Origin of the sequence: Actinoallomurus vinaceus (genome assembly GCF_039542055.1) — a bacterium.
Classification (GTDB): domain Bacteria; phylum Actinomycetota; class Actinomycetes; order Streptosporangiales; family Streptosporangiaceae; genus Actinoallomurus; species Actinoallomurus vinaceus.
Genome location: NZ_BAABHK010000002.1, coordinates 1,004,463 through 1,026,384, shown reverse-complemented (window position 1 = coordinate 1,026,384; position 21,922 = coordinate 1,004,463). Strand labels below are relative to the sequence as shown.

Sequence of the window (21,922 nt, the reverse complement as noted above, 5' to 3'; positions counted from 1 at the left end):
GGCCTCAGGCCTGGTGCAGCGCGTCGCGCAGGGTCTGCACCGCGAGGGTGATGGCCCCCTGGGCCGCCTGCGTGGACCGAAGGGCGTTGAGCATCACGAAGTCGTGGATGATGCCCTGGAAGCGGACCGCGGCGACGGGGACGCCGGCCTGGCGGAGTTTGTTGGCGTAGGCCTCGCCCTCGTCGCGCAGGACGTCGGCCTCGCCGGTGATGACCAGCGCCGGCGGCAGGCCCTTGAGCTGATCGAGGGTGGCGCGCAGCGGGGAGGCGGTGATCTCGGCGCGCTGGGAGGGGTCGGTGGTGTATTGGTCCCAGAACCACTGCATGGCGTCGCGGCGCAGAAAGTAGCCGGTCGCGAACTGGTGGTACGAGGGGGTGTCGAAGCTCGCGTCGGTGACCGGGTAGAACAGGACCTGGTGCGCCAGCCGGACGCCGCCGCGCTCCTTGGCCATCAGGGTGAGGGCGGCGGTCATGTTGCCGCCGACGCTGTCGCCCGCGACCGCCAGTCGGGTGGCGTCGAGGCCCTTGCTCGCGCCGTCGGTGACGACCCAGCGAGCGACGGTCCAGTTCTGCTCGATGGCGACCGGGTAGCGGACCTCGGGGGAGAGGTCGTACTCGGGGAACACCACCGCAGCGTCCGTGCCGACGGCAAGCTCGCGTACCAGGCGGTCGTGGGTGTGGGCGTTGCCGAACACCCAGCCGGCGCCGTGGATGTAGATGATGACGGGCAGAGTGCCGGTCGCGCCGGCGGGCTTGACGATCCGGACCCGGACGGAGCCGGTGGGACCGCCGGGGACGGTGATCCACTCCTCGTCGACCGCCGGCTTGGCGATCTCCCCGGACTGGACCTCGTCCACCGCCTTGCGGCCCTCGACGGGGCCCAGGTCGGGCAGGTACGGCGGGTTCGCCGTGGCCTCCGAGAAGGCCTTGGCCTCGGTCTCCAGGATCGGCTTGACACCGTCCGTGTTCGCGTCGGACATGGTGTGCTCCTTTGAATTCGATGTTGTCGTCGACGTTCAGGCTAGGAAGGACGAGCGGACCTGCTTGCCTGATGGCGCACCCTCTCCAAGCGGTCCGTGCACACGTTCCTTCGTCTGTCGGGGGGCGTCACGCTCCGTCAGGGTCCTGGTCTGCCGCGTGCCTGGCCGCGCCATTGGATGGGGGACATTCCGTAGGCCTCGCGGAAGGCACGGCTGAAGTGGGAAGCGTTGGTGAACCCCCACCGCGCCGCGACGGCGGAGATCTCCCGTCGGGCCGCATCGGGCCGTGCCAGTTCCTGGTGCGCGGCATCGAGGCGCCTGCCGCGGATCCAGCCGCTGACCGTGCTGCCCTGGCGCTGGAACAGTTGGTGCAGGTAGCGCAGTGAGACGCCGTTCTGATCGGCGATCACCTGAGGGGACAGATCGGGATCACTGAGGGAGGCCTCGACGGAGGCGGTGATCCGGTCGAAGAGCGACTGCGTCGGAGGCCGCGTGCCCGGCACGAGCCGGGCCGCGTGGTCCGCGGCCAGGACGGCGAGCAGGTCGGCGGCGGTCCGCGCGAGGTGGTCCTGGACCGGGACCGCTACGCCGGAGATCTCCCGTCCGATCCCGGTCAGGAGTGGAAGCAGAAGCGCGTTGGCGTCCCCGTCGCCGGGGTCGACGCGGGTCGCCGTGAACTGACGCAGTGCGTTCTCGTCGAGGCCGAGCAGAGGCCGGGGGACCATCAGGGTACGGGCGCATTGCGGCACCGGGACGGCGATCCTGAAGGCGCGTCCGAGGTCCAGGAATGTGAGCGAGCCGGGCGGGAGCTCGGCGGAGCGGTCGTCCTGTGACACATGAACCGTGCCCTCCAACTGCAGCCGCGCGAGGACGTGCCGACGCGGATCGGCGGCGACGGATCCCGTGCTGCGCAGGACCGTCGCCGGGCCGGAGGTCTCGTCGGTGATCTGGAGGGCTCCGAGACGATGAGTGGAAAGGGACGCGGTCCACGCGGCCGGGTCGGGAACGGCCACCTCGACGCGTGCGAAGGCGCGCGACAGCGCCTGCTGCCACCGGTTCACACACTCCGCTGGAGCCGCCGGCTCGTCAGCGAGCACGGTCACGATGCGTGGACCTTCGACAAGCCGGCCGTACACGACGCCTCACCGGCCGTCCGGCGGTCGCGTTCCTGTTTGAGCCAGTCCGTGGGGGACAGGCCGTAGGAGCTGCGGAAGGCGCGGCTCAGCTGTGCTCCGCTGGTGAAGCCCCACCGCCGGGCGATCCGGGCGACACTGAGGGAGCCGGAGGGTGCCGCGATGAGGGCTCTGCGGCACTCCTGCAGGCGAATTTCGCGGATCCACTGGCACAGGGTGCGGCCCTCGCCCTCGAAGAGCCGGTGCAGGTACCGCACGGAGATGCCGTGGACCCGCGCGATGACCGGGGGCGTCAGCCCTGGATCGGAGATGTTCCAGCGGATGTAGCGCTGCACGCGGAGCAGCATCACGCGGTCCGCGCCCGGCAGATGCTCGGTCCGTCGGCCCAGTTGGTCCGCGGCGGTGGCGGCGAGCAGGTCGACGGCACCTCGAACCAAGCTCTCCGCCATCGGTGTGGCGTAGGTGTCCAGGGTGTCGGCGAGACGGGCCAGGAACGGAGAGACCAGTCCTCCGAGACGGTCGCTCGGGCAGAGTGACCGGGCCGTGAGTTCCCGGAGGTCGGCTTCGGACTGTCCCAGCAGGCTCCGCGGCACCGAGAAGATCTTCAGCTGGAAGCGTTCGGGGAAGCGGGTCCGGAACGGGCGGATCGTCTCGAAGAAACCGATGTCCCCAGGGCGCAGCTCGGTGGTCCGGCCGTCCTGCTCGACCTGGGCCACGCCGGTGCTTTGGAGCCCGACGAAGATGTGCCCGCCATCACCGCGGGCGATGAAACGCGGTGCCCGGTGCACCTCCCCCGGGTCGCAGTCGACCGTGCTGATCCGCAGGTCGTCGACCAGACCGGTTCGCATGGTGGCGTCGTAGGTGCGGCCGGCGGTCCGGATGTCCATGCCGACGAGGGTGCCGAGCACGGCGTCATGCCAGAAGTCCAGGCTCTCGTGTGCCGGGACCGACCGGGTGGTCAGCAGCTGACTGCGTGTCCTCGTGGTGGGGAGGGAGCGGTCGCCGTCTTCCTCGATAAGGGAGATCGTTGCTGGCATGTCGCCAGCCTGCCGGTGGTGGGCGGCCCGGCGCATGCGTAAGACGACTGGTCTGCCGATCCCGTTACTGATATCGGTCAGCCCAGGCGGGCCCGCAGGAAGGCGCATCCGTACCGCAGCGCCGCGCGAGACGGGGGGCTGTCGCGCAGTGCGTTGAGCGAAACGAAGTCGTGCACGGTACCGAGGAAGCGCACCGCCGACGCCTCGACGCCGGCCTCGCGCAGCCGGGCGGCGTACTGCTCTCCCTCGTCCCTGGCCACGTCCACCTCCGCCGTGATGACCAGCGCCGGAGGCAGCGCTCGCAGCACCTCCGGGGCGGCGCGCAGCGGGGAGGCGGTGGGCCGGTCCCGGTTCTCGGGCGCGCCCAGGTACTCCTCCCAGTAGTGGCGCAGAGCCTCGCTCGTGAGCAGGTAGCCGGTGCCGAACCGGCGCTGCGACTCGCTGTCGCGATGAGGATCCGTCAGCGGGTAGTACAGGAGCTGTGCCCTGATGGCGGGTCCGCCGCGTTCCTGGGCGACCATGGTGACGGCCGTGGCCAGCGTGGCGCCCGCACAGTCCCCGGCAATGGCCATGCGGTCTGGTCGCAGGCCCAGGGTCTCCGCGTTCGCCGCCGCCCAGTCCAGCAGGGCGTAGCACTCCTCCAGCGCCACGGGATAGCGGGCCTCGGGCGTACGGCTGTACTCCGGGACGACGGCCGCCGTCCCGGTGCCTCTGACGAGCTCGGTGATCAGACGCGCGTGCGTCTGCGCGTCGCCCAGCATCCAGCGACCACCGTGGACGTACAGGAGCATGGGCAGGGGAGCCGCCACGCCGGCCGGGCGGAAGATCCAGAAGCCGACGAGCCCCGAGGGTCCCACCGGAGCCACGCGGAAGGCGGCCTCCACGTCATAGTCCTCGACGCGGTCGCCCTGGGCCTCCAGTAGCGCCTGCCGTCCGGCGACGGGGCCGAGGTCGTCGAGCCCCGGCGGCGTGGCCGAGGCTGCGACGAGCCGCGCCACGATCGGGTCCAACCCGATCCGCGGCTGTGGGAGCAGGCCGTCATCGGGCGAAGAGTCGGGCTCCACGCTGCCTCACCTCTCGCTCGGCCTCTCGGGGTATCGCCGCTTTGGGCCCCCGGGCACGTGATGGCACCGTATCGCTGTCGGCAGCACCGATGCACGACCGGGCCGGGTGGTCCTAACGATCCTGCAGCAGGTCGCGGAGCTGGTGGCGGCGGGTGACCCCGAGCTTGGGGTAGACGTTGTACAGGTGCGTGCCCACGGTACGTGGCGAGAGGAAAAGCTGTTCACCGATTTCACGATTTGAGAGGCCTTCAGCGGCCATACGGACGATCTGTCGCTGTTGGGCGGTCAGCTCGGCCAGTGCGGCCGTGGAGTCCGAGGATGTCGCCACACCGCTGGCGCGCAACTCGTGGCGGATCCCCGTGGCGACGCACTCTGCGCCCAGGGGCTCGACGATCTCGAGCGCCGCAGCCAGTTGCTGCCGCGCCTCGGAGGGACGGCGGGCACGGCGCAACCAGATCGCATAGCTCAGGCGTGCCTGCGCGCGCTCCACCGGCCACCGCTCACCCTCCGCGTTGACCAGCGCGAGCCGGAAGTGATGCTCCGCGTCGGCTCCGGGGTCCACCAGCGCCGCCGCGTGATGCAGGAGAAGCGTCATGCGTGTCGTGGGTCGTTCCCCCTGTGAGTCCCGTACCCGTGCCAGGATCCGCGCGGCTTCCTCCACGTTGCCGGCCCGGTGGCCCGTGAGCGCGAGCTCGGCGATGCTGCGCGGCGAGTGGAACGGGTGCAGTGCCGCGCCGTCCTCGTCGAAGAGCGTCCGCAGCCGTCGGAAGGCGTCGGCCCAGTCCCCGCGTGAGAGCGCGGCGAGGGCGCCGGCCCGTACGACACGGGCCCGGGTAGCGGCGTTCTCACGCAGGTCGATCCACGGCCGCTGATCGGGACGCGAGGGAGCCGCCGGCGTCATACCGCGCAGCGCTCGGAGCGACAGGCGAAGGGCTTCCAGGTCGGCTCGCAGACGCGGAAGGCGCAGTAGCGTCGCTTTGTCCAGTGACTCGTCCAGCAGGATGTCGGCCTCCGTCCACCGCCCGGTGGCCAGCAGCGTGTCCAACATGGGAGCCAGGTACCGGGCGCGATGTCCGAAAGCCCGGCGGGAGCGGAACCGCAGTTCGGCGGCACGGTACTGCTCCAGGCACACGTCCGGCTCGTCGGCGTGGTAGGCGACCGAGGCCACGGCGACCCGCGGCGTCAGCCGGGTCGGTTCGTCCAGGTGCCCGCCCAGACGGGGGACGTCCAGCCGTCTCAGGCCATGCCGGGCGGAGCCGGGCACGTCGGACACGGCCCTTACGAACGCCACCAAAGCAGCCGTGTCCTCGGCAGCGTCGATGCGTACCGACGCGTCGTCGCGCTGCTCCTCCGGGCCCGGCGTGGCGTCCGCGGCCCACGCAGGCAGTGCCGAGAGGCGGCGCCGGTGCTCGGCCAGACCGGACTGCTGCGCGATCGCCGCGGCCGCCGCGGCCAGCTCGGCTGCGGCCCCGGCGTCTTTCGGCGGGGCCTGCTCCGCCGCGTCCAGCAGGAGGCCGAACGCCTCGATCTGGCGGCCTGTCTGCGACAGGGCGTCCGCTGCCGCCAAGGCGGCATCGCGCCGGAGCCGGGGGTCGGTGTCGAGGCAGACGAAACGCGCGTGGAGATCGTGCGCCCAGCCGGGGTCGCCGACCGCGAGAGCGGCGCCCAGTGCCTCCGCCAGGAGCCGGGCGCGTTCTCCTGCGGCGGTGCTGAGCTGCGCGGCGTCCTCCAGAGCGCGGGCCGCCGTGAAGTCGTCCGGAGACGACCCGGCCGCCGCCCGCAAGGTACGGGCGACCGACGCGTCCGGGCCGAGCGTGGCTGCTGCCACGTGTCGCGCCCGGTCGAGTGGCCGCGCGGCGGCCAGTTCGGCGAGAGCTCGATGAGCCCGATGCCGGAGCGAGGCCGGCTGCCCGATGGATGCGGCGACACGCGCCAGCGGGTGGCGGAAGACGATGCGGCCGTCGATCAGCGCGACGATTCCCGCTTCCTCGGCGGGAGCCCAGACTCCCAGATCGGAGGTGCCCAGAGCGGCCATCACAGCGGCTGCGTCGTCTCCGGGAAGCGCCAGGGCGGCATAGGCGAGAGCCCGCTGCGTCTGCGATGGCAGGAGACCCAGCAGCGCCTCGAATCTGCTCCCCAGGTGCTGAAGGCGCGGGGGGCGTTCATGCGCGAGAACCGGATCGGCGCTCGAAGCCCGCAGGCGGCAGAGCTCGATCAGAGCCGAGGGGTTCCCGTGGGCCTCGTCCAGCAACTCGAGGCGGCTCCGTCCGTCGGGCGCATCGGGCAGCCGTTCCAGCAGGTCGGCGGACTCGGGCGGCGAGAGGGGCGCGACGTGCAGGACGTCGACGTCGGAGGGGAGATCGAGCAGAAGTTCGCCATCGCGCGACGCGAGCAGGACCGAAACCCTGACGTCGCCCGTGCGGCGGGCAAGCGAACCCAGCAGCTCCAGGGTCGCCGCGTCGCAGTCGTGCGCGTCGTCGACCGTGACCAGCACCCGGCCGGAGGGACTGACATGGCCCGGACGACCGAGCCGGTCGAGCAGGGCCGAGCTGCCCGATCGCACCGCCGCACCGGGCGGTACCGCGCCGCCGGGTTCCAGGCCGAGAACAGTGCCCAGGACCAGACGGTGGGGTTCGGGCAGCGCCTGAATCTGGCCGGTCAGCGGGGCGAGCAGGTGGCGCAGGCAGCCGAAGGGCTGTTCCCGCTCCGCGGCCCAGCCCTGGGCCGACAGCACCAAGCCCCCGGCAGCGGCCGCGTACTCACCGGCCGCGCGCAGCAGCCGTGTCTTGCCGATCCCCTCCTCGCCCAGCAGCACGAGCGCCCTCGGCGTGCCCGGCTCCTGCCGGACGCAGCGGCGGAGGCGTTCGAGTTCGGCGTCGCGCCCCACGAGTGTGCTCGTGTCACGCACAGGGGCTGTCAAGCCCCCAGAAGATCCTGGGGAGACCCAGGTCGTCTCCATGATCGACATCCTTGGACTCTGGACCCGCGTGGTGCGTCACCTCGGGACTTGTCTCGTCTTCGTCGATCTTTCTCCGGATCCGTCCGCCGCGCTTCTGTCAGATGACCAGTCCCCAGGATGCTCGGAAGGGGCCGAACCCTGTGCTTGGCGGGCTCGTGCGCGTCGCAGTGGCTCAACTGGCAGCATGGAATCAACGCATCGGGGATGAAGCCGCGCGAGGCCGCAGAAACGGGGTACACGTTTGGAGACCAGCACCGATCGGTCGACCGTTCCGGCGATCCTCGGCCGCCGGTCCGAACTGGCCCGGATCGGCAGCCTCCTCGACTCCGCTCAGGGAGGCGGTGGACAAGTCCTGGTCCTGACGGGCGAGCCCGGCGCGGGAAAGAGCACGCTCGTCGAGTGGGCGGCCGAGCAAGGCCGCGCTCGCGGTATGCGAGTCCTGCGAGTACGGGGCAGCGAGGGGGAGTCCGGCCTCGCGCTCTCCGGCCTGCACCAGTTGCTTCGCCCATTGTTGCCCGGCCTCGACCGCCTGCCGGAGAGTCAGCGGGACGCGCTGCGCTGCGCGTTCGGTCTGGACACCCCCGGTCAAGCGCCCGTCGACCCTTTGCACCTGTGCGCAGGCGTGGTCACCTTGCTCACAGAGGAAGCCGCCCGACAGCCCCTGCTGCTGCTGGTCGACGACATCCAGTGGCTCGACCTGGGCTCACTGGACATCCTCGCCTTCGTCGCCCGCAGGCTGGACGGCGAGGCCGCGGTCATGTTGCTGGCCTCCCGCGAGGAGCCGGTGCCCGCTCGCTTCGACCGCGACTTCTCCCACCTGGCCGCGGGCCCCCTGGAGCGCGCCGACGCCGGCCTGCTTCTGGACGCCCAGCCGAACCCACCGATCGGCAGGGCGCGTTCGCAGGTCCTGAAGGAGGCCGCCGGCAATCCGCTGGCCCTCATCGAGCTGAGCCGAGCCCTTGCCAAGGGGCCGAGCCACCCCGGCACCGCACAGACCCTGCCCCTCACACGTCGGCTGGAGAACCTGTTCGCCGCCGATCTTCCGGAGCTGCCCGCGGAAACCCGTGCCGCACTGCTGCTCGTCGCCGCCTCCGGTTCGACACAGCTCGCGGACATCCTGAAGGCGGCCCGCGGCGACGACGTCATCGGGGCGCTCCTTCCGGCCGAGAAGGCCGGACTGCTGAGGATCGACGGCGGACAAGTGCTGCTGCGCCACCCGCTCGTCCGCTCGGCCGTTTACCAAGCGGCCACCTTCGCTGAACGCCGTGAAGCCCACCTCGCGCTGGCGGCAGCCCTCGCGGACGAACCCGACCGCCGCGCCTGGCACTTGGCCGCCGCGACCCCTGGCCAGGACGAGGAAGTCGCCGAAGCCCTCGCCGCGAGCGCCGAGCGGTCTCGCAGCCGCGGTGGTCATGCCGCCGCGGCCGCCGCCCTGGAGCGCTCTGCCGAGCTGACCCCCGACCCGGAGAAGCGTTCCCGGCGCTTGCTGGCGGCAGCGCACTCGGCGATGTTCGCAGGGCACCCGCAGTGGGTGGGGGAGATCACCGCTCGTGTCGACGGCCTGACCGAGGACCCGATCCTGCGCGCCGAGGCCTCGCTTTTGGGCGGTTGGGCGCTCGGTGTCACCCTGCGGCACCAGGAGGCGTTGGCGGCCTTGCTCTCCGTCGGCGAGTCCATGGCGACGACCGCTCCGGCGCTGGCACTCGGAGCCCTGTCGACGGGGGCGACTTCGGCCTACAACTCGGGCGACCCGTTCTACCGGTCCGAACTCCGCCGCATCTGCGATCTGATCCCGGAGAAGGGCAACCTCGTCAACCACGCATGGGTCCAAGCGGTCATCCATCCGCACACGGACCGCCGCCGGTCACTCGAACTACTGCACCGGGCCCTGGCGGTGATGTCGGAGGACTCGCTCAACGACCTGACCGTCCTCAGCGGCGCGGCCTGGATCCTCGACGAGACGGAACAAGCGATCCGCCTGCTGAGCCAGACCATGGACCACCTGCGGCGGGTCGGCACCGCCGGAACCAACGCCACCATCACGCAGGCCCTGGCGTACGCGCAGAGCGAGTCCGGAGCGTGGGCGGCCGCCCAGACCTGCGCCGAAGACGCCTACTGGATGGCCACGGAGGCCGGAGCCGAGAACGTCACCATCGGCTCCGCCATTCTGCAGGCCACTCTCGGCGCCTTCCGGGGAGATTACGAGGCCGCCTGCGCCCGGGCACAGGAAGCGGTGTGCGGAGTCGATCTGCGCAAGTCCCGAAGCCTGCAGGTGCGCTACCACTATGCGTTCGGAATGGCCTACGTGGTGGAGGGCGACCACGAGGCGGCCTACGAGCAACTGCGCAGCACCTTCAGCCGCGACTACCAGCCCGTCCCGATTCACTACCACGCCTCGGTGTACTACCTGGCCGACCTCGCCGCAGCCGCGGTCCGAGCCGGACGGACCGACGACGCCCGCACGGTCCTGGAGTCGACCGAGCGCGGACTCGGCACCGACCGCTCACCTCGGGTGCACGCCATCGTGGAACGCGCCACAGCCCTTCTCAGCGAGCCTGACGCGGCCGAGCAGCACTTCCTGGCGGCCCTGGCCGACCCGGCGGCCGCCACTTGGGCCTTCGAACACGCCCTCACCCAGTTGGACTTCGGCGAGTGGCTGCGGCGGCGGCACCGCTCGGCCGAAGCACGTCCGCGGCTGAGCAAGGCCCTGGAAACGTTCCGGCGCCTCGATGCCCGCCCCTGGCTCGATCGTGCCGCCGCAGAGCTGCGAGCCGCGGGAGCCATCGTGCCCCAGGCCGCAGATAGAGCGGCGATGGCGGACCTGACGGCGCAGGAACTGCAGATCGCCGAGTTGGCTGCTCAGGGACTCACCAACCGCGACATCGCCTCCCGGCTCTACCTGTCGCCGCGAACGGTCGGCTACCACCTCCACAAGATCTTCCCGAAACTGGGCATCAAGACCCGGGCCCAGCTCAGGGACGCGCTCTCGGATTCCGCACGCCGGCGGCCCGACGTCCAGTGATCATTCCATCCGAGTCCACCTGTCCTGCACGGCGGCTCAGGGGCGCGGGATGTTCCGGAGATTGGCGCGGGCCAGGTGGATCATGCGTCCCACGCCTCCGGTGAGGACGGTGCGGCTCGCGGACAGGGCGAAGCCGGTCACCTGCTCCAGGGTGATTTTGGGCGGGACGGCGAGGGCGCCAGGGTCGGTGACGACGTCCACCAAGGCGGGGCCGTCGTGCGCGAAGGCCTCGCGCAGGGCCTCGCGTACCTCCCCGGGTCGCTCGACCCGAATGCCGTGCGCGCCGGCGGCCGTGGCGACGGCCGCGAAGTCCGTGTGCGGATAGCTGGTGCCGTACGGAGGCAGGCCGTCGACCATCATCTCCAGGTCGACCATGCCCAGGGACGAGTTGTTGAAGACCACCACCTTGACCGGCAGCCCGTACTGGACGAGCGTCAGGAAGTCACCCATGAGCATCGAGAACCCGCCGTCTCCCGACAGCGAGACCACCTGGCGGCCGCGGTCGAGGAACTGCGCGCCGATGGCCTGGGGCAGCGCGTTGGCCATCGAACCGTGGACGAAGGAGCCGAGGATGCGGCGCCGTCCGTTCGGAGTCAGATAGCGGGCAGCCCAGACGCAGCACATGCCGGTGTCCACGGTGAAGACCGCGTCGTCGGCGGCCTCCTCGTCGAGCACGGAGGCCACGTACTCGGGGTGGATCGGAGTGTGCTTCTCGACGTCGCGGGTGTAGGCCCCGACCGCACCCTCGAGGGCGTGCACGTGTCGCTCCAGCATCTGGTCGAGGAACCGGCGGGAGGATTTCTCGCGGACCGCCGGAGTCAGGCAGCGCAGGGTCTCGCGGACGTCTCCCCAGATCGCGAGGTCCAACTGGGTGCGCCGGCCCAGGTGTTCGGGCTGGATGTCGATCTGCACGGTCCGCACGTCGCGTGGCAGGAAGTCCGTGTACGGGAAGTCCGTGCCCAGGAGCAGCAGCAGGTCGCACTCGTGCATCGCCTGGTACGCGGCACCGTACCCGAGGAGGCCGGACATACCGACGTCGTAGGGGTTGTCGTACTGGATGTGCTCCTTGCCGCGCAGCGCGTGGCCGACGGGCGCCTTGACCTTCTCGGCGAAGGCCATCACCTCCGCGTGGGCTCCCGCGACACCACGGCCGCAGAAGACGGTCACCCGCTCGGCGGCGTCCACGAGGCGGACGAGGCGGGCCAGTTCATCGTCGCCGGGACGGACCGCGGGCCGGTCCAGCGGGATCGCGAGTTCGGCGCCGTCCGGGGACTCCTGGGCGGCGACGTCGCCGGGCAGGGCCACGACCGACACGCCCCGTCGGCCGACCGCGTGCTGGATGGCCGTCTGCGCCACACGCGGCATCTGGTGGCGTGAGGAGACCAGCTCCGAGTAGTGGCTGCATTCGGCGAAGAGCCGGTCGGGGTGCGTCTCCTGGAAGTACCCGGTGCCGATCTCGCTGCTGGGAATCTGCGCGGCCAGGGCGAGGACCGGGGCCATCGACCGGTGCGCGTCGAACAGACCGTTGATCAGGTGGAGGTTGCCCGGGCCGCAGGAGCCCGCACAGGCGGCCAGGCGGCCCGTCAGCTGTGCCTCCGCGCCGGCGGCGAAGGCGGCGACCTCCTCGTGCCGGACCTGGATCCATTCCAGGTCGCCGTGTCGCCGGACGGCGTCGACGACCGGGTTGAGGCTGTCGCCGACGACGCCGTACATGCGGCGCACCCCGGCATTGGCCAGGAGGTCGACGTACTGCTCGGCAACGGTCAGCTTGGCCATGACGCTCCTCATGATGATCGGTGCTGGATCCCGGTCAGGCTAGGAGGCGTCGGCGGGTCGGCTTGTCCGCCCGCGCACCGCCCGGAGTCGGACAGTGCACTCGTGTGGGACTGAGGTCGCCGTGTTCTTCTGCGTTCATGGGCGGTGCGTTCCCGGACAAACCGTCTCGGCGACCGGCTCCTAGGTTTCAAGCCGGAGTCCGCAGCGGCGCTTCCAGGCGCCCGCCCGCCGACGTACTGTAACGGAGAGTCACATGGTACTGCTCGCGCCGGTCCCGGGGAGACTGCGACCTGCCCGGACCGATGGTCCGGCCGTCGACCGGGTGCCTGACGACCGGTCGTCAGGCACTCTGGACGACCTGCGCGGGGGCCTGGCGATGGGGACGGCTCGCCTCCACTGAGCGGACGGCGAACGCGCCAGGGGGCTGTGCACGCGCGGCCCCATCGTCATGCACGCAGGGAACAGCCGCCCGCGTGCGGGCGGACAGAATCGGCATCAAGCTGGACGCCGCGGCCCGCAGACGACAGGGCCGGAGCCGACGGCGCCGACCGGCCGTTGCGTGCACGGGCCGCCGAGCAGTCGTTGATCGGCGCCGAGCTTCCGCCTCCAGGAGGCCGGGGTTCGTGCCGTACCTGAGGGACCACATCTCGGTCGGCGTCAGCGGCGCGGATCAGATCTTCCGCGCGGTCACGGTGGCCCCTGAGCCGCCCGGTTTCCGGCCTCCGGTCACGCCGAGCAGTCGCGGCCCGGCCGCCCGTCATGGCGTCCGCTTTACCGAAGCCGGGCCGACCTGGGCATTGACGGGACGGTTTTCTGCGCGCACCGTCGAAAGTGGAGTTTCGCCTTCACTCTCTGAGGTGATTCGACGCGATGCCTGGTCCGGTCCCGTCTTCCGGCGTGTCCCCGAGGCCGAGAGGGAGAGTGCACGGTGACGCCGTCACCGTGCTCGCCGACCGTGTCTTCGCGCACACCCGCCCGTCCGACGCGTCCGACGTGGTCGCGTTGGTCGGCCCGGACGACGGCGGGCTCGTGCTGACCGGCGCCAACCCCGTCCGCGCGGCCCGGCGATGCCGCGAGGAGCAGGCGTTCAGCGGTCCTATCCTGTTCGACCTCGCGGCGGCCGAAAGGAAGATCGCCACCCGGGAGCGGCCCTTCGACGAGAGCGGCGACCGGCTGGTGGAGACCACGCTGGAGGAACACGTCCAGGGACAGATCGACGCGGGCGCCGACGCGGCGCTCACCCCGACCCTGTACCTGCGGGCGGGAGACTTCGGCGCCCTGGAGGCGGCCGCCGAGGGCGCGACCGGGCTCGGCCGCGACGACGTCATCCTATCGCTGCCGATGGACGCCGGATGGCTGGCACCCGGCCTGATCGACAAGGTCATCGGCCTCCTCGTCGGGGTGCCCCTCGCCAAGGCGGTCATGCCGGGCGGCCAGTTCAACCCGCCCCAGCGGGTGATGGACGGCGCCCTGGGCCTGCGCCGCCTGGTCACCGAGGTGCCGAACGTCGCCCTCTTCCGCACGGACCTGGCCGGGCTGGACGCCGTGGCCCAGGGCGCCCTGGCCGCGTCGATCGGGACCAGCAGCGCGCTCCGGCACATCGTCCCGCCGGGGGAGTCCGCGGCGTACGGACAGGCGAACGGGAGGCCGGAGGACCGGTCGCCGAGCGTCCTCGTCCGGGACCTGATGGCGTACGTGCGCGGAAGCGCGCTCGCCGGGCGGTTCGGCGACCGCCCCGCGCCGCCGTGCCGCTGCGCCCGATGCGGCGGCCGGAGCATCGTCAGCTTCCTCCGTCAGGAGGACTGGAAGGACGCGCGGCTGCACGGTGTGGCGGTCTGGTCCGAGTGGGCGCGCAACCTCCTCTACCCGGACTCGCCCGCCGGCCGCCGCCGCTACTGGCGGCAGCTGTGCCGCGACGCGATCGCCGCGCACGCCCGCTACAACACGCTCGTACGAGCCCGCGAACCGGTGTTCGTGCCGCCCGAGTCCCTGTGGGTGTGGGCCGGCGAGGACACCGCGCCCGCGCCCGCCGCGGCGACTCCGGCGCGGTGAATGTCGGCAACTGGAGCTCTTCGAACCGCCGTGGCTACTGCGGCGCGGTGAGCGTCCGGTTGCTGGAGCTCTTCGGACCGCCGCCGCTACTCCGGCGGAGTGAATGTCCGAAGGTGGAGTTCTTCGAGCCGCCGTGGCTACTGCGGTGTGGTGAGCGTTCGCAGGTGGAGTTCTTCGGCGAACACCCATCCGGCGGGGGTGTGCGCCCGGTCGCGGAACGGCTCCGGCGGCACGACGACCTGGGTCCCGGCCGCAAGCCCGACACCCCAGTAGTCGGCCTCCGCCCGCGCCTCATCCAGATTCGCAGGGAGGCTCGGCAGGGAGACCAGCCGCGCGCAGTAGGCGCCGAACCGGCCCGCGCGGTCCAGCCCGGACCGCCACGACATCGCCCGGACGATGGCGAGTTCGGCGCGCACCGGCCGCCGCAACAACCGGACAACGCCCGCCGGGGTGAGATCGGCGCACCCGGCCGGCAGCTCGCGGACGGCACGGATCTCCTTGGCCGAAAGGGCCTCCCAGGGGACCCTCCCTCCGGCCGGCAGTCCGAGCAGGACGTCGAGCAGGTCGACGCGGGTGACGCCGGTGAGGCCGACGGCGGCCCGGCGCCGCTGCTCGGCCTCGTCGGGAGCGTAGGCCATCGTGACGTCGACACCGCGCATCCGCACGCGCGCCAGCCGCGGGCCGGCCGCCGATGACGCCGCCCCGAGCAGGGGTGGCGCGTCCGCGGGGGTGGCAGCTCGGGAGCCGGTCGCCGTCATAGCGGTCCAGCCTCCCACGAATGGCCGGTACGGTCGCACGCGGCCTCACCTTCGCCCAACCCCGAGCCACGCCTCCGCCCGCCTACGGCCTCACCGTCGCAGGGCACGAGGCCGTACCGTCGCGGCGCCCCGGGTATCGCGTTCGTTCGATCCCGGTCGAGCCTGCGCCGCCTTCGGCCGCGTCCGCAGCGCCCGTGCCTTCGTCGGACCTGTGCGGTGTCTTCGTCCACCGACGCCCGCACCGTCGCCGCACCAGTAATCGACCAGGGCCGCATCTGCGCCGTCCGCGGCAGCACGGTCGCCCGACCCGGGCCGCATCTGCGCGCCGTCCGTGCCCGCACCGTCGCCCGGCCCCGGCCGCACTTCGCGCACCCGTGGCCTCACCGTCGCCGGAGACCGGGCCGTACCGTCCGGCGGGCCTCGGCCGCGCCTTCGTCCACCCGTCACCTCATCATCGCCGGGCACCGGCCGTGCCGTCGCCGGATCGGTCGTGTTCACCGTCGCCGGATCAGGAGCATCGCGGCGTCATCGGCGATGCGGCCGCCGACGTGCCGGAGCACGTCTGCGCGCAGGTCGGCGAGTGCCCGCTCCGGGTCGGCGGCCGCGAGCAGGTGCGCACGCTCGGCCAGCGGGTAGAAGCCGCCCGCGCCGTCGCGGGCCTCGATGACCCCGTCGGTGTACAGCAGCATCTGGTCCGCGGGCGCGAACTTGATCGTGTACGGGCGGGGGTGCGCGTCGACGAGGTCGGACAGCCCGAACGGCGGTGCGACGTCCTCCGGTTCGGCGAACGCACCGTCGCCGCCGCCGCGCAGGATGAACGGCGCCGGGTGGCCATAGTTGAGCAGCGTCACGGTCTCGCCCTCGCCGAACTCGGCGAGGACGGCCGTCACGAACTTCTCTCCGGCGCTCTCGTCGACCGGTCCCTCGGACCGCTGTGCGGACAGCCGCCGTCGCAGTGCCGCCTCGATGCGCGTGGCGACACCGGTGAGATCGGGCTCGTCGTAGGCGGCCTCCCGGAAGGCCCCGAGGACGTCGGCCGCCGTCTCCACCGCCTCCAGCCCCTTGCCCTGGACGTCGCCGACGATGACGCGGACGCCGGAAGGGGTCAGGGTGACCTCGTAGAGGTCGCCGCCGATACGGGCCTCGGCTGTCGCGGAGGTGTAGCCGACGGCGATGTGCATGGGGCCGACACGCCGGGGGACCGGGCGGAGCAGCACCCGCTGTGCCACCTCGGCGATGGACCGGACGTCGGCGAGGAGACGCTCGCGTCTCTGCCGGTCGGCGCTGGCGAACACACTCGCCGCGGCCACGCCGGTCATCGTCATGAGCGTGAGCGTGTTCTGTTTGCGGCCCAGCGTGTGGTGGTGGTAGCTGAGAGCCGCGCACAGGCCTAATGCGGTGAGCCCCACGATCGCGGTGCGCCGGATGCCGCACCACAGGCTCGCGAACGCGGGACCCAGGACGAGCATGGGCCGGAATATGATGTCCGGGCCCGCCCAGAAGTCGATCAGGGCGACGATTGAGAGCATGCCGAACGGCAGGCACCGCAGTCGTGGCCCGGGCCTCGAGCCTGGCTTCTCGCTTATGGCGCACCCCCAGCTCGTGAGTCCGTTTGTGGGGAGAATAGCGTCGGCGTGCGGTCGGCTCCGTGCTTTCCAGCAGGTCGGTCGGCTCGGGCGATATGCCGGTCGCCGCTCGAGACTTCGCATGCGACGGGTGATGAGCGGGATATTGCCAAATAATACCGCAAAGAGAGAGGAGAGGGAAAAGTCGTCGAGTGAATGGCGTCCGCCGTGCGGCGATTCCGGGGATCCGTCCCCGGCTGCGGAGCCACCAGGGCCGATGGCCTGTGGCGCGCTGGCGTGCGTCACGGACTGTCGTACGCTCGTATTATCCTATCCCCCGACAAAGTAAGCTGAGAAAGGAACACCTCGTGGCGACGAAAGTCGTAATGGTGGATGATTTGGATGGGCATGACGGCGAAGACGTCGCGAAGCGGGATTTCGAGGTTTCCGGCGTAACGTACACCATCGATCTCGGCGATGAGAACTTCAAGCGCCTCGAAGAGCTCCTCGACGCGCTGGCGCCGTATATCGAGAAGGCGGTCAAGGTCAGGCAGGCGGGCCGGGCGCGCAAGGGCACGGCCGACACGGCGCCGCGCCTGCGCGGCTACTCCAACAGCGACGTTCGCGAGTGGGCCACCGCCGAGGGCATCGAGGTGAGCGAGCGCGGAAAGATCGCCGACGAGGTCTACGAGAAGTTCATCGCCGCCCACCCGGACGCCAAGCCCGAGGAGTGAGGCCGAGCCGCCGCGCGGCCGCCGAAGACGCCCCAGGGCCACCGTCGGCCGGGGGCGGCCGGGCGACGTCCGGTCGAGGTAACGACCGGTCGGGAGGCGCGAGGTGACGACCGGCCATGAACCCTGGCCGGCTCAGCACCCTGTCGGCAGGGCGACGCCTGGCCGACAGGGTGACATCCGGCCGGCAAGGGACCTTCTGTCGACAGGGCGACGTCCGGCTGGGTACACCGTGGCCGACTCGGCCCGCGGGCCGCACGACTGGCCGGTGGGGTGATCTCCGGTCGGCGGGGGACGCCCCGTCGACGGGGCGGCGTCCGGCCGCGCACTCTGGCCGAGCGGGGGTGACGTCGGGCTGGGTACACCGTGGCCGACTCGGCCCGCAGGCCGCACGACCGGTCGGCGGGGTGACGTCCGGTCGGCGGCCCTTGAGCGTCGCCTTCTCGGTAGGGGCTTTCAGAGAGTCACCGGCGGGCCGAGGTTGCCCGCGTCGTCGACGGCCTGGATCACGACCCGCCGCGCGCCCGCCGGAATGGCGATGCTCTGCCGGCCGCCCGCGCCGACCGTCGCGGTGACGGTGGAGACCCGGCCGTCGGCGCTGACGCGGTAGCTCGCGGCACGGCCGGCGTACCGGTCGTCGCCGGGCGCGACGAAGGTCACGGTCGTGCCGTCGCGTCGTAGGTCGCGCAGGACGCCGGGCGGTCGGGTGTCGGTCCCGTACCGTCCGGTGCGCTGCTCGTCGTGATGGTAGGCCCACGACTCGGCGTCCGGCCGCCCGTCGGTCCGCCAGGCGAACAGATAGCCCTCGCGGGTCGTGGTGACCAGGTCCGTACGCCCGTCGCCGTCCAGGTCGCCCGCGGCCGGCGAGAACAACGTCCAGCCGCCGGTGAACTTCGGGAAGCCCGCGGCCTGCCCGGATGAGGTGTACGCCTGCACCGTCGAGGTGTCGCCGCCGTCGACCACCTCGGCCCGGCCGTCCCCGGTGACGTCGGCGATCAGCGGTGCGCCGAGGAAGTCCAGGCCCGCCCGCGCGTGCGGGTACCCCGTCACGGGCAGGGTCGTGGCGGCGTCGTATCCGCGCTCATAGTTTCCGATGGCGGTGCCGCTGCCGGGATACAGCAGCGCGGCGACCAGCGACACGGCACCCGACCCGGACTCGGCGTAGCCGAGCCGTCCGTCGGCGCCGAACCTCCCGAACGCGCCGCTGGTGGTGAATGACGCCGGCAGGTCGATCGCAGGCGACGGCGACGACCCGGTCAGCAGCGCGCGTACGGCGGCCGCGTCGCGGTTCAGCAGCCCGGACGCCGGGTTGTTCAACGGCCCGTACGCGCCTCGGATCGTGCCGTCGCCGCTGACGAGGAAGGTCGCGGAGAACGACGGGCCGGTGGCCACCTCGTCCTTGCCGTCGCCGTCCACGTCCGCGACCGCGGGGCTGTTGGCGGCCTCGGTGATGAACTCCTGCGCGCTCCCGTAGTAGGTGACGATCGACGGCAGGCGCACCGGCCATCCCTTCACCGGCGAGCCGTCGGCGTGGTACGCGTACACGTAGTTCGCGCCGAACGCCTGGATGCCCGCGCCATGGCTCTCGGAGTGCTGGGAGCGTACGACGATCTCCGGCCGGTGGTCGCCGTCGAGGTCGGCCAGGGCCGGGGTGGCGTCGAGCTTCGCGTCGTCGATCGCGGTCAGCCCGGACGCCGGCTTCGGCGGATCGGCCACGGTCACCGGCCAGCCGGGCACGTCGGAGCCGTCGGCGTGCCAGGCGTGCACCCGCCCGTCCCATCCGGCCTGCACGACCTCCAGCCCGGCCTTCCCGTCCAGGTCCGTGAGGACGGGGGAGGCCGTCGCGCCCTGATGGGGGAGCCGGGTGTAGGCCAGGGCGGGCCGGGGGATCGCGGGCTTGGCCACGCCCGTGTCGAGCGTCTTCGGCCAGCCGGGCAGGAGCCGGCCCTGGGCGTCGAACGCGTACGTCCGGCCGGTCGTGCTGGTGGCCACGACCTCCTGACGGCCGTCGTGGAACAGGTCGCCGACCGCGACCGGGGCGACGATCGGCTCATGGCCCGGATCGAAGCCCGGGATCCGGGTCCGGCTCGCGTTGGTCGTCACGGGCCAGCCGGACAGCTCCTGCCCGCTCACCCCGTCGAGGGCGTGCACGCGGCCGTCGGCGTCGCCGAACACGATGTCCTGGTGGCCGGTGCCGCGCAGGTCGGTGAGGGCGGGCTGGCTCTCCCCGCCGATCCCGAAGCGCAGCGGGAAGCCGGTCCGCAGGGTGGCGTCGTGGTGGACGGCGATCGCGCGCCGCTCTTCGCCCATCCGGCCCGCGTCGTCCCAGACGCGCAGCCGCAGCGTCACGGTGTACTGCTCGGTCGACGACAGCTCCTTGTCGCCGGGCATCGCGTACGCCTTGTCCCAGAAGGATGCCGGCAGCCGGCTCAGGTCCAGCGTGCCGACCTTCCCGTCGTACGCCCCGGTGCCCTGGCCGTCGCCGGCCTTGATGAACGCCGAGTCGGCCGGTTCGATCCCCGGCGCGAACCCGAGCTCGTACCGGAAGCTCTTCGCACGGCGCGCCTCGACGTGCCCGGTGACCGGCACGGACGAGGTCGTCTCCGGGTCGTACAGGGCGTACCAGTCCGGGCTGTCGATCCAGGCCGCGGGCGGGATGTCGCCGTGCGCGACCGCCGCGAGGGCCTTGGTGGCGTTCGGCCGGCCGTAGCCGTACTGCCGGTCCCAGCCCGGCCGGCCCGGCCAGCCGAGGCTCGCGTCGTCGACGTCGCTCGCGGTCGCCCGCAGCACCTGCACGGCCTCGGCGTTGGTCAGCGGCCGGTCGATCTTCTTCTCCTTCGCGGCCTGCGCGCCGTACGACAGCAGCAGGCCGAACAGCCCGCCGGTGGTCGGCGTCGACTCGGACGTGGAGCCGCCCTGCGTGGCCACCGAGAACATCGCCTTGGCGCCGTAGGAGGTGAGGTTGGAGCGCTCGCGGTAGGTCGAGGTCAGCACGTTGGCGAGGGCGCCCGGCGCGCCCGCCGCGTTGGCGACCAAGCCGTTGCCGGGGATCACGTGCGGCCAGAACATCCCGCCCTGATGGTCGGTGGAGTCGAAGTCGTTGCTGGACTCCACCATGACCACGCCGTCGTTCCAGAGCTTGTCGACGGCGCGGCGCATCGTGGAGGAGTACCCGAGGTCGGCCGTGGTGCTGACGATGACCTTCGCCCCTGCCCGGCCCGCGTACAGCCACGCCGCCGCGAGGTCGTCCGTACGGTCGAGCGCCTCCGCGCCGGCGCGGATCGGCAGCAGCCGGCACTTCGGGCAGATTCCGGCGCCCAGTTTCCCGTTGTCGGTCTGCGCGGCCGCGACCCGCTGCTGGTCGTTGGCGTGGTCGTACGTCGAGTCGGGTGTGGCCGGGTCGTTCTGGTCGTCGTAGAAGTCCCAGCCGGAGATGTCGTCGGGGAAGCCGTTGCCGTCGTCGTCCTTGCCGTCGGAGAACGCGACGATGAGGTCCTCGGGGTCGATGACACCGTTGCCGTTCGCGTCGCGTACGCGGGGGTCGCCGTCGTAGTCGGCGGCGGTGACCGCGCCGTCGCCGTTCTTGTCGTACGTCGCGGATCCGGCCGGCTTGGGCAGTTCACCGGTGTTGAGGAACACCTTGTCGGCGAGGTCGGCGACGTCCCCGGCGTGCCAGTTGATCCCCGCCTCGACGTAGGCGATCACCGTGTCCGGCGATCCGGTGGTGTAGTCCCGCCAGGCCGTGTCCACCGACATCCCGGCGGCGCCCTCCGGGTCCTTCGCGCCGGGGGTGCAACGCGGCAGGAAGGAGTAGAGATTGTGCTGCTCTCCGCCCGGAGTGGCCGTGGTCAGGCAGCTCACCGGCGCGCCGTTCTCGACCGGAGCGTAGCTCGGATCGTTCGGCGACCCCGCCGGGAAGCCGCTCGCCGCGACGCCCGGCCGGGCCAGCAGGACGAGCAGGGCGGGGACGACGGCGAACGCGACAGCCGGGAGACGCCTCATGGGACCACCTCGAAGAGTTGACCGTGGATCACTGTCCGCCAACCCTCAGGTGATGAGTAGTCCTCTGGCCGGATGAGGACATGAGTTTTTCTCGCGTTAGTCCCGGAGATCGCGGTCTCGGTCAGGTGCCTCGGCACCGGTCAACGAGGACGTGAACGGGCGCCGCGTCCGGACGGTCGGTTTCCCGGCCCGGCGATCGTTCCGAGATCATTAACCGGTGACCCACACTGACGACTACTGGAACCACAACACGCACTACCACCGGCTCGTGCTCGGCGCGATGCCGGACCCGTGCGACGCGGCGCTGGACGTCGGATGCGGTGAGGGCCTTCTCGCCCGCAGGATCGCCGGCCGGGCGCGCCACGTGACCGGTGTCGACCTCTCCGCGGAGATGATCGAACAGGCGCGTGAGCGCGCCGCCGACTCGAGCGCGTCCGGGACGATGGAGTTCGTCCAGGCGGACTTCCTTCGGCACCCGTTCCCCGAGGGCGCGTACGACTTCGTCTGCTCGGTGGCGGCCATCCACCACATGGACTTCGAGCGCACCCTGACCAGGATGGCCGAGCTGCTGCGGCCGGGCGGGACGCTGGTGGTCGTCAGCCTCGCCCGAAACCGTACGCCCCTGGACTGGGTGCTCAGCGGCGCCGCGCTGCCGGCCGTCAAGGTCATCGACCGCGTGCGCGGTGTGGGAGGTCCGGCGGGCATGCCGGTGATGGACCCCGAGATGAGCTGGGGGCAGGTCCGGCGAGAGGCGCTACGGCTGCTGCCCGGCGCGCGGTTCCGGCGGCGCCTGCTGTGGCGCTACTCGGTGCACTGGCGCAAGCCCTGACGATCGCCCCGGCCG

Annotated in this window: 13 protein-coding genes; 4 read left to right on the top strand and 9 right to left on the bottom strand. The window is 71.8% G+C overall.

Annotated features, from left to right (window positions below):
• Positions 1–4: 4 nt before the first annotated feature.
• The 5 genes from ABEA24_RS10520 to ABEA24_RS10500 form a co-directional block, all read right to left on the bottom strand.
• The gene (locus ABEA24_RS10520; protein ID WP_345430499.1) at positions 5–979 is read right to left on the bottom strand and encodes an alpha/beta hydrolase; all 975 of its coding nucleotides are present in this window, start codon (positions 977–979) and stop codon (positions 5–7) included.
• Positions 980–1,116: 137 nt separating this feature from the next.
• Entirely contained in the window at positions 1,117–2,082 is a 966-nt protein-coding gene (locus ABEA24_RS10515) for a helix-turn-helix domain-containing protein (protein WP_345430498.1), read from the bottom strand.
• Positions 2,079–3,149, bottom strand: coding sequence for an AraC-like ligand-binding domain-containing protein (locus tag ABEA24_RS10510; RefSeq protein WP_345430497.1), 1,071 nt, complete (start codon positions 3,147–3,149; stop codon positions 2,079–2,081). The genes ABEA24_RS10515 and ABEA24_RS10510 overlap by 4 nt, the downstream gene beginning before the upstream one ends.
• A 77-nt stretch (positions 3,150–3,226) precedes the next feature.
• Positions 3,227–4,213, bottom strand: a complete 987-nt coding sequence (locus ABEA24_RS10505) for an alpha/beta hydrolase (RefSeq protein ID WP_345430496.1) — start codon at positions 4,211–4,213, stop codon at positions 3,227–3,229.
• A gap of 112 nt (positions 4,214–4,325) precedes the next feature.
• Positions 4,326–7,133 carry an AAA family ATPase gene (locus ABEA24_RS10500; RefSeq protein WP_345430495.1) on the bottom strand — a complete coding sequence of 936 codons (2,808 nt, stop codon included), beginning with the start codon at positions 7,131–7,133 and terminating at the stop codon, positions 4,326–4,328.
• 280 nt (positions 7,134–7,413) lie between these two features.
• Here ABEA24_RS10500 and ABEA24_RS10495 point away from each other — a divergent pair, with 280 nt between their 5' ends.
• On the top strand, positions 7,414–10,194 hold the full coding sequence (locus tag ABEA24_RS10495) for a helix-turn-helix transcriptional regulator (RefSeq protein WP_345430494.1): 2,781 nt from the start codon (positions 7,414–7,416) through the stop codon (positions 10,192–10,194).
• Positions 10,195–10,230: 36 nt separating this feature from the next.
• Here the strand turns inward: ABEA24_RS10495 and ABEA24_RS10490 are convergent, their stop codons facing one another.
• Positions 10,231–11,970: a pyruvate dehydrogenase gene (locus ABEA24_RS10490; RefSeq protein WP_345430493.1), complete on the bottom strand. Its 1,740-nt coding sequence runs from the start codon at positions 11,968–11,970 to the stop codon at positions 10,231–10,233.
• Between the two features lie 921 nt (positions 11,971–12,891).
• Between ABEA24_RS10490 and ABEA24_RS10485 the strand changes: the two genes are divergently transcribed.
• Entirely contained in the window at positions 12,892–14,022 is a 1,131-nt protein-coding gene (locus ABEA24_RS10485; protein ID WP_345430492.1) for a hypothetical protein, read from the top strand.
• A gap of 137 nt (positions 14,023–14,159) precedes the next feature.
• Here the strand turns inward: ABEA24_RS10485 and ABEA24_RS10480 are convergent, their stop codons facing one another.
• Together ABEA24_RS10480 and ABEA24_RS10475 are read right to left on the bottom strand one after the other, a co-directional pair.
• Positions 14,160–14,780: a hypothetical protein gene (locus ABEA24_RS10480; RefSeq protein ID WP_345430491.1), complete on the bottom strand. Its 621-nt coding sequence runs from the start codon at positions 14,778–14,780 to the stop codon at positions 14,160–14,162.
• Between the two features lie 494 nt (positions 14,781–15,274).
• A complete protein-coding gene (locus ABEA24_RS10475; protein WP_345430490.1) occupies positions 15,275–16,309 on the bottom strand; it encodes a PP2C family protein-serine/threonine phosphatase in 1,035 nt (344 codons plus the stop codon).
• A gap of 404 nt (positions 16,310–16,713) precedes the next feature.
• Here ABEA24_RS10475 and ABEA24_RS10470 point away from each other — a divergent pair, with 404 nt between their 5' ends.
• Entirely contained in the window at positions 16,714–17,079 is a 366-nt protein-coding gene (locus ABEA24_RS10470) for a histone-like nucleoid-structuring protein Lsr2 (RefSeq protein ID WP_345430489.1), read from the top strand.
• A gap of 453 nt (positions 17,080–17,532) precedes the next feature.
• Here ABEA24_RS10470 and ABEA24_RS10465 read toward each other — a convergent pair whose 3' ends face one another.
• On the bottom strand, positions 17,533–21,078 hold the full coding sequence (locus ABEA24_RS10465) for an FG-GAP-like repeat-containing protein (protein WP_345430488.1): 3,546 nt from the start codon (positions 21,076–21,078) through the stop codon (positions 17,533–17,535).
• A 217-nt stretch (positions 21,079–21,295) separates the two neighbouring features.
• On the opposite strand from ABEA24_RS10465, the gene ABEA24_RS10460 reads away from it, so the two are divergent.
• Positions 21,296–21,907, top strand: coding sequence for a class I SAM-dependent methyltransferase (locus ABEA24_RS10460; protein WP_345430487.1), 612 nt, complete (start codon positions 21,296–21,298; stop codon positions 21,905–21,907).
• Positions 21,908–21,922: the final 15 nt, after the last annotated feature.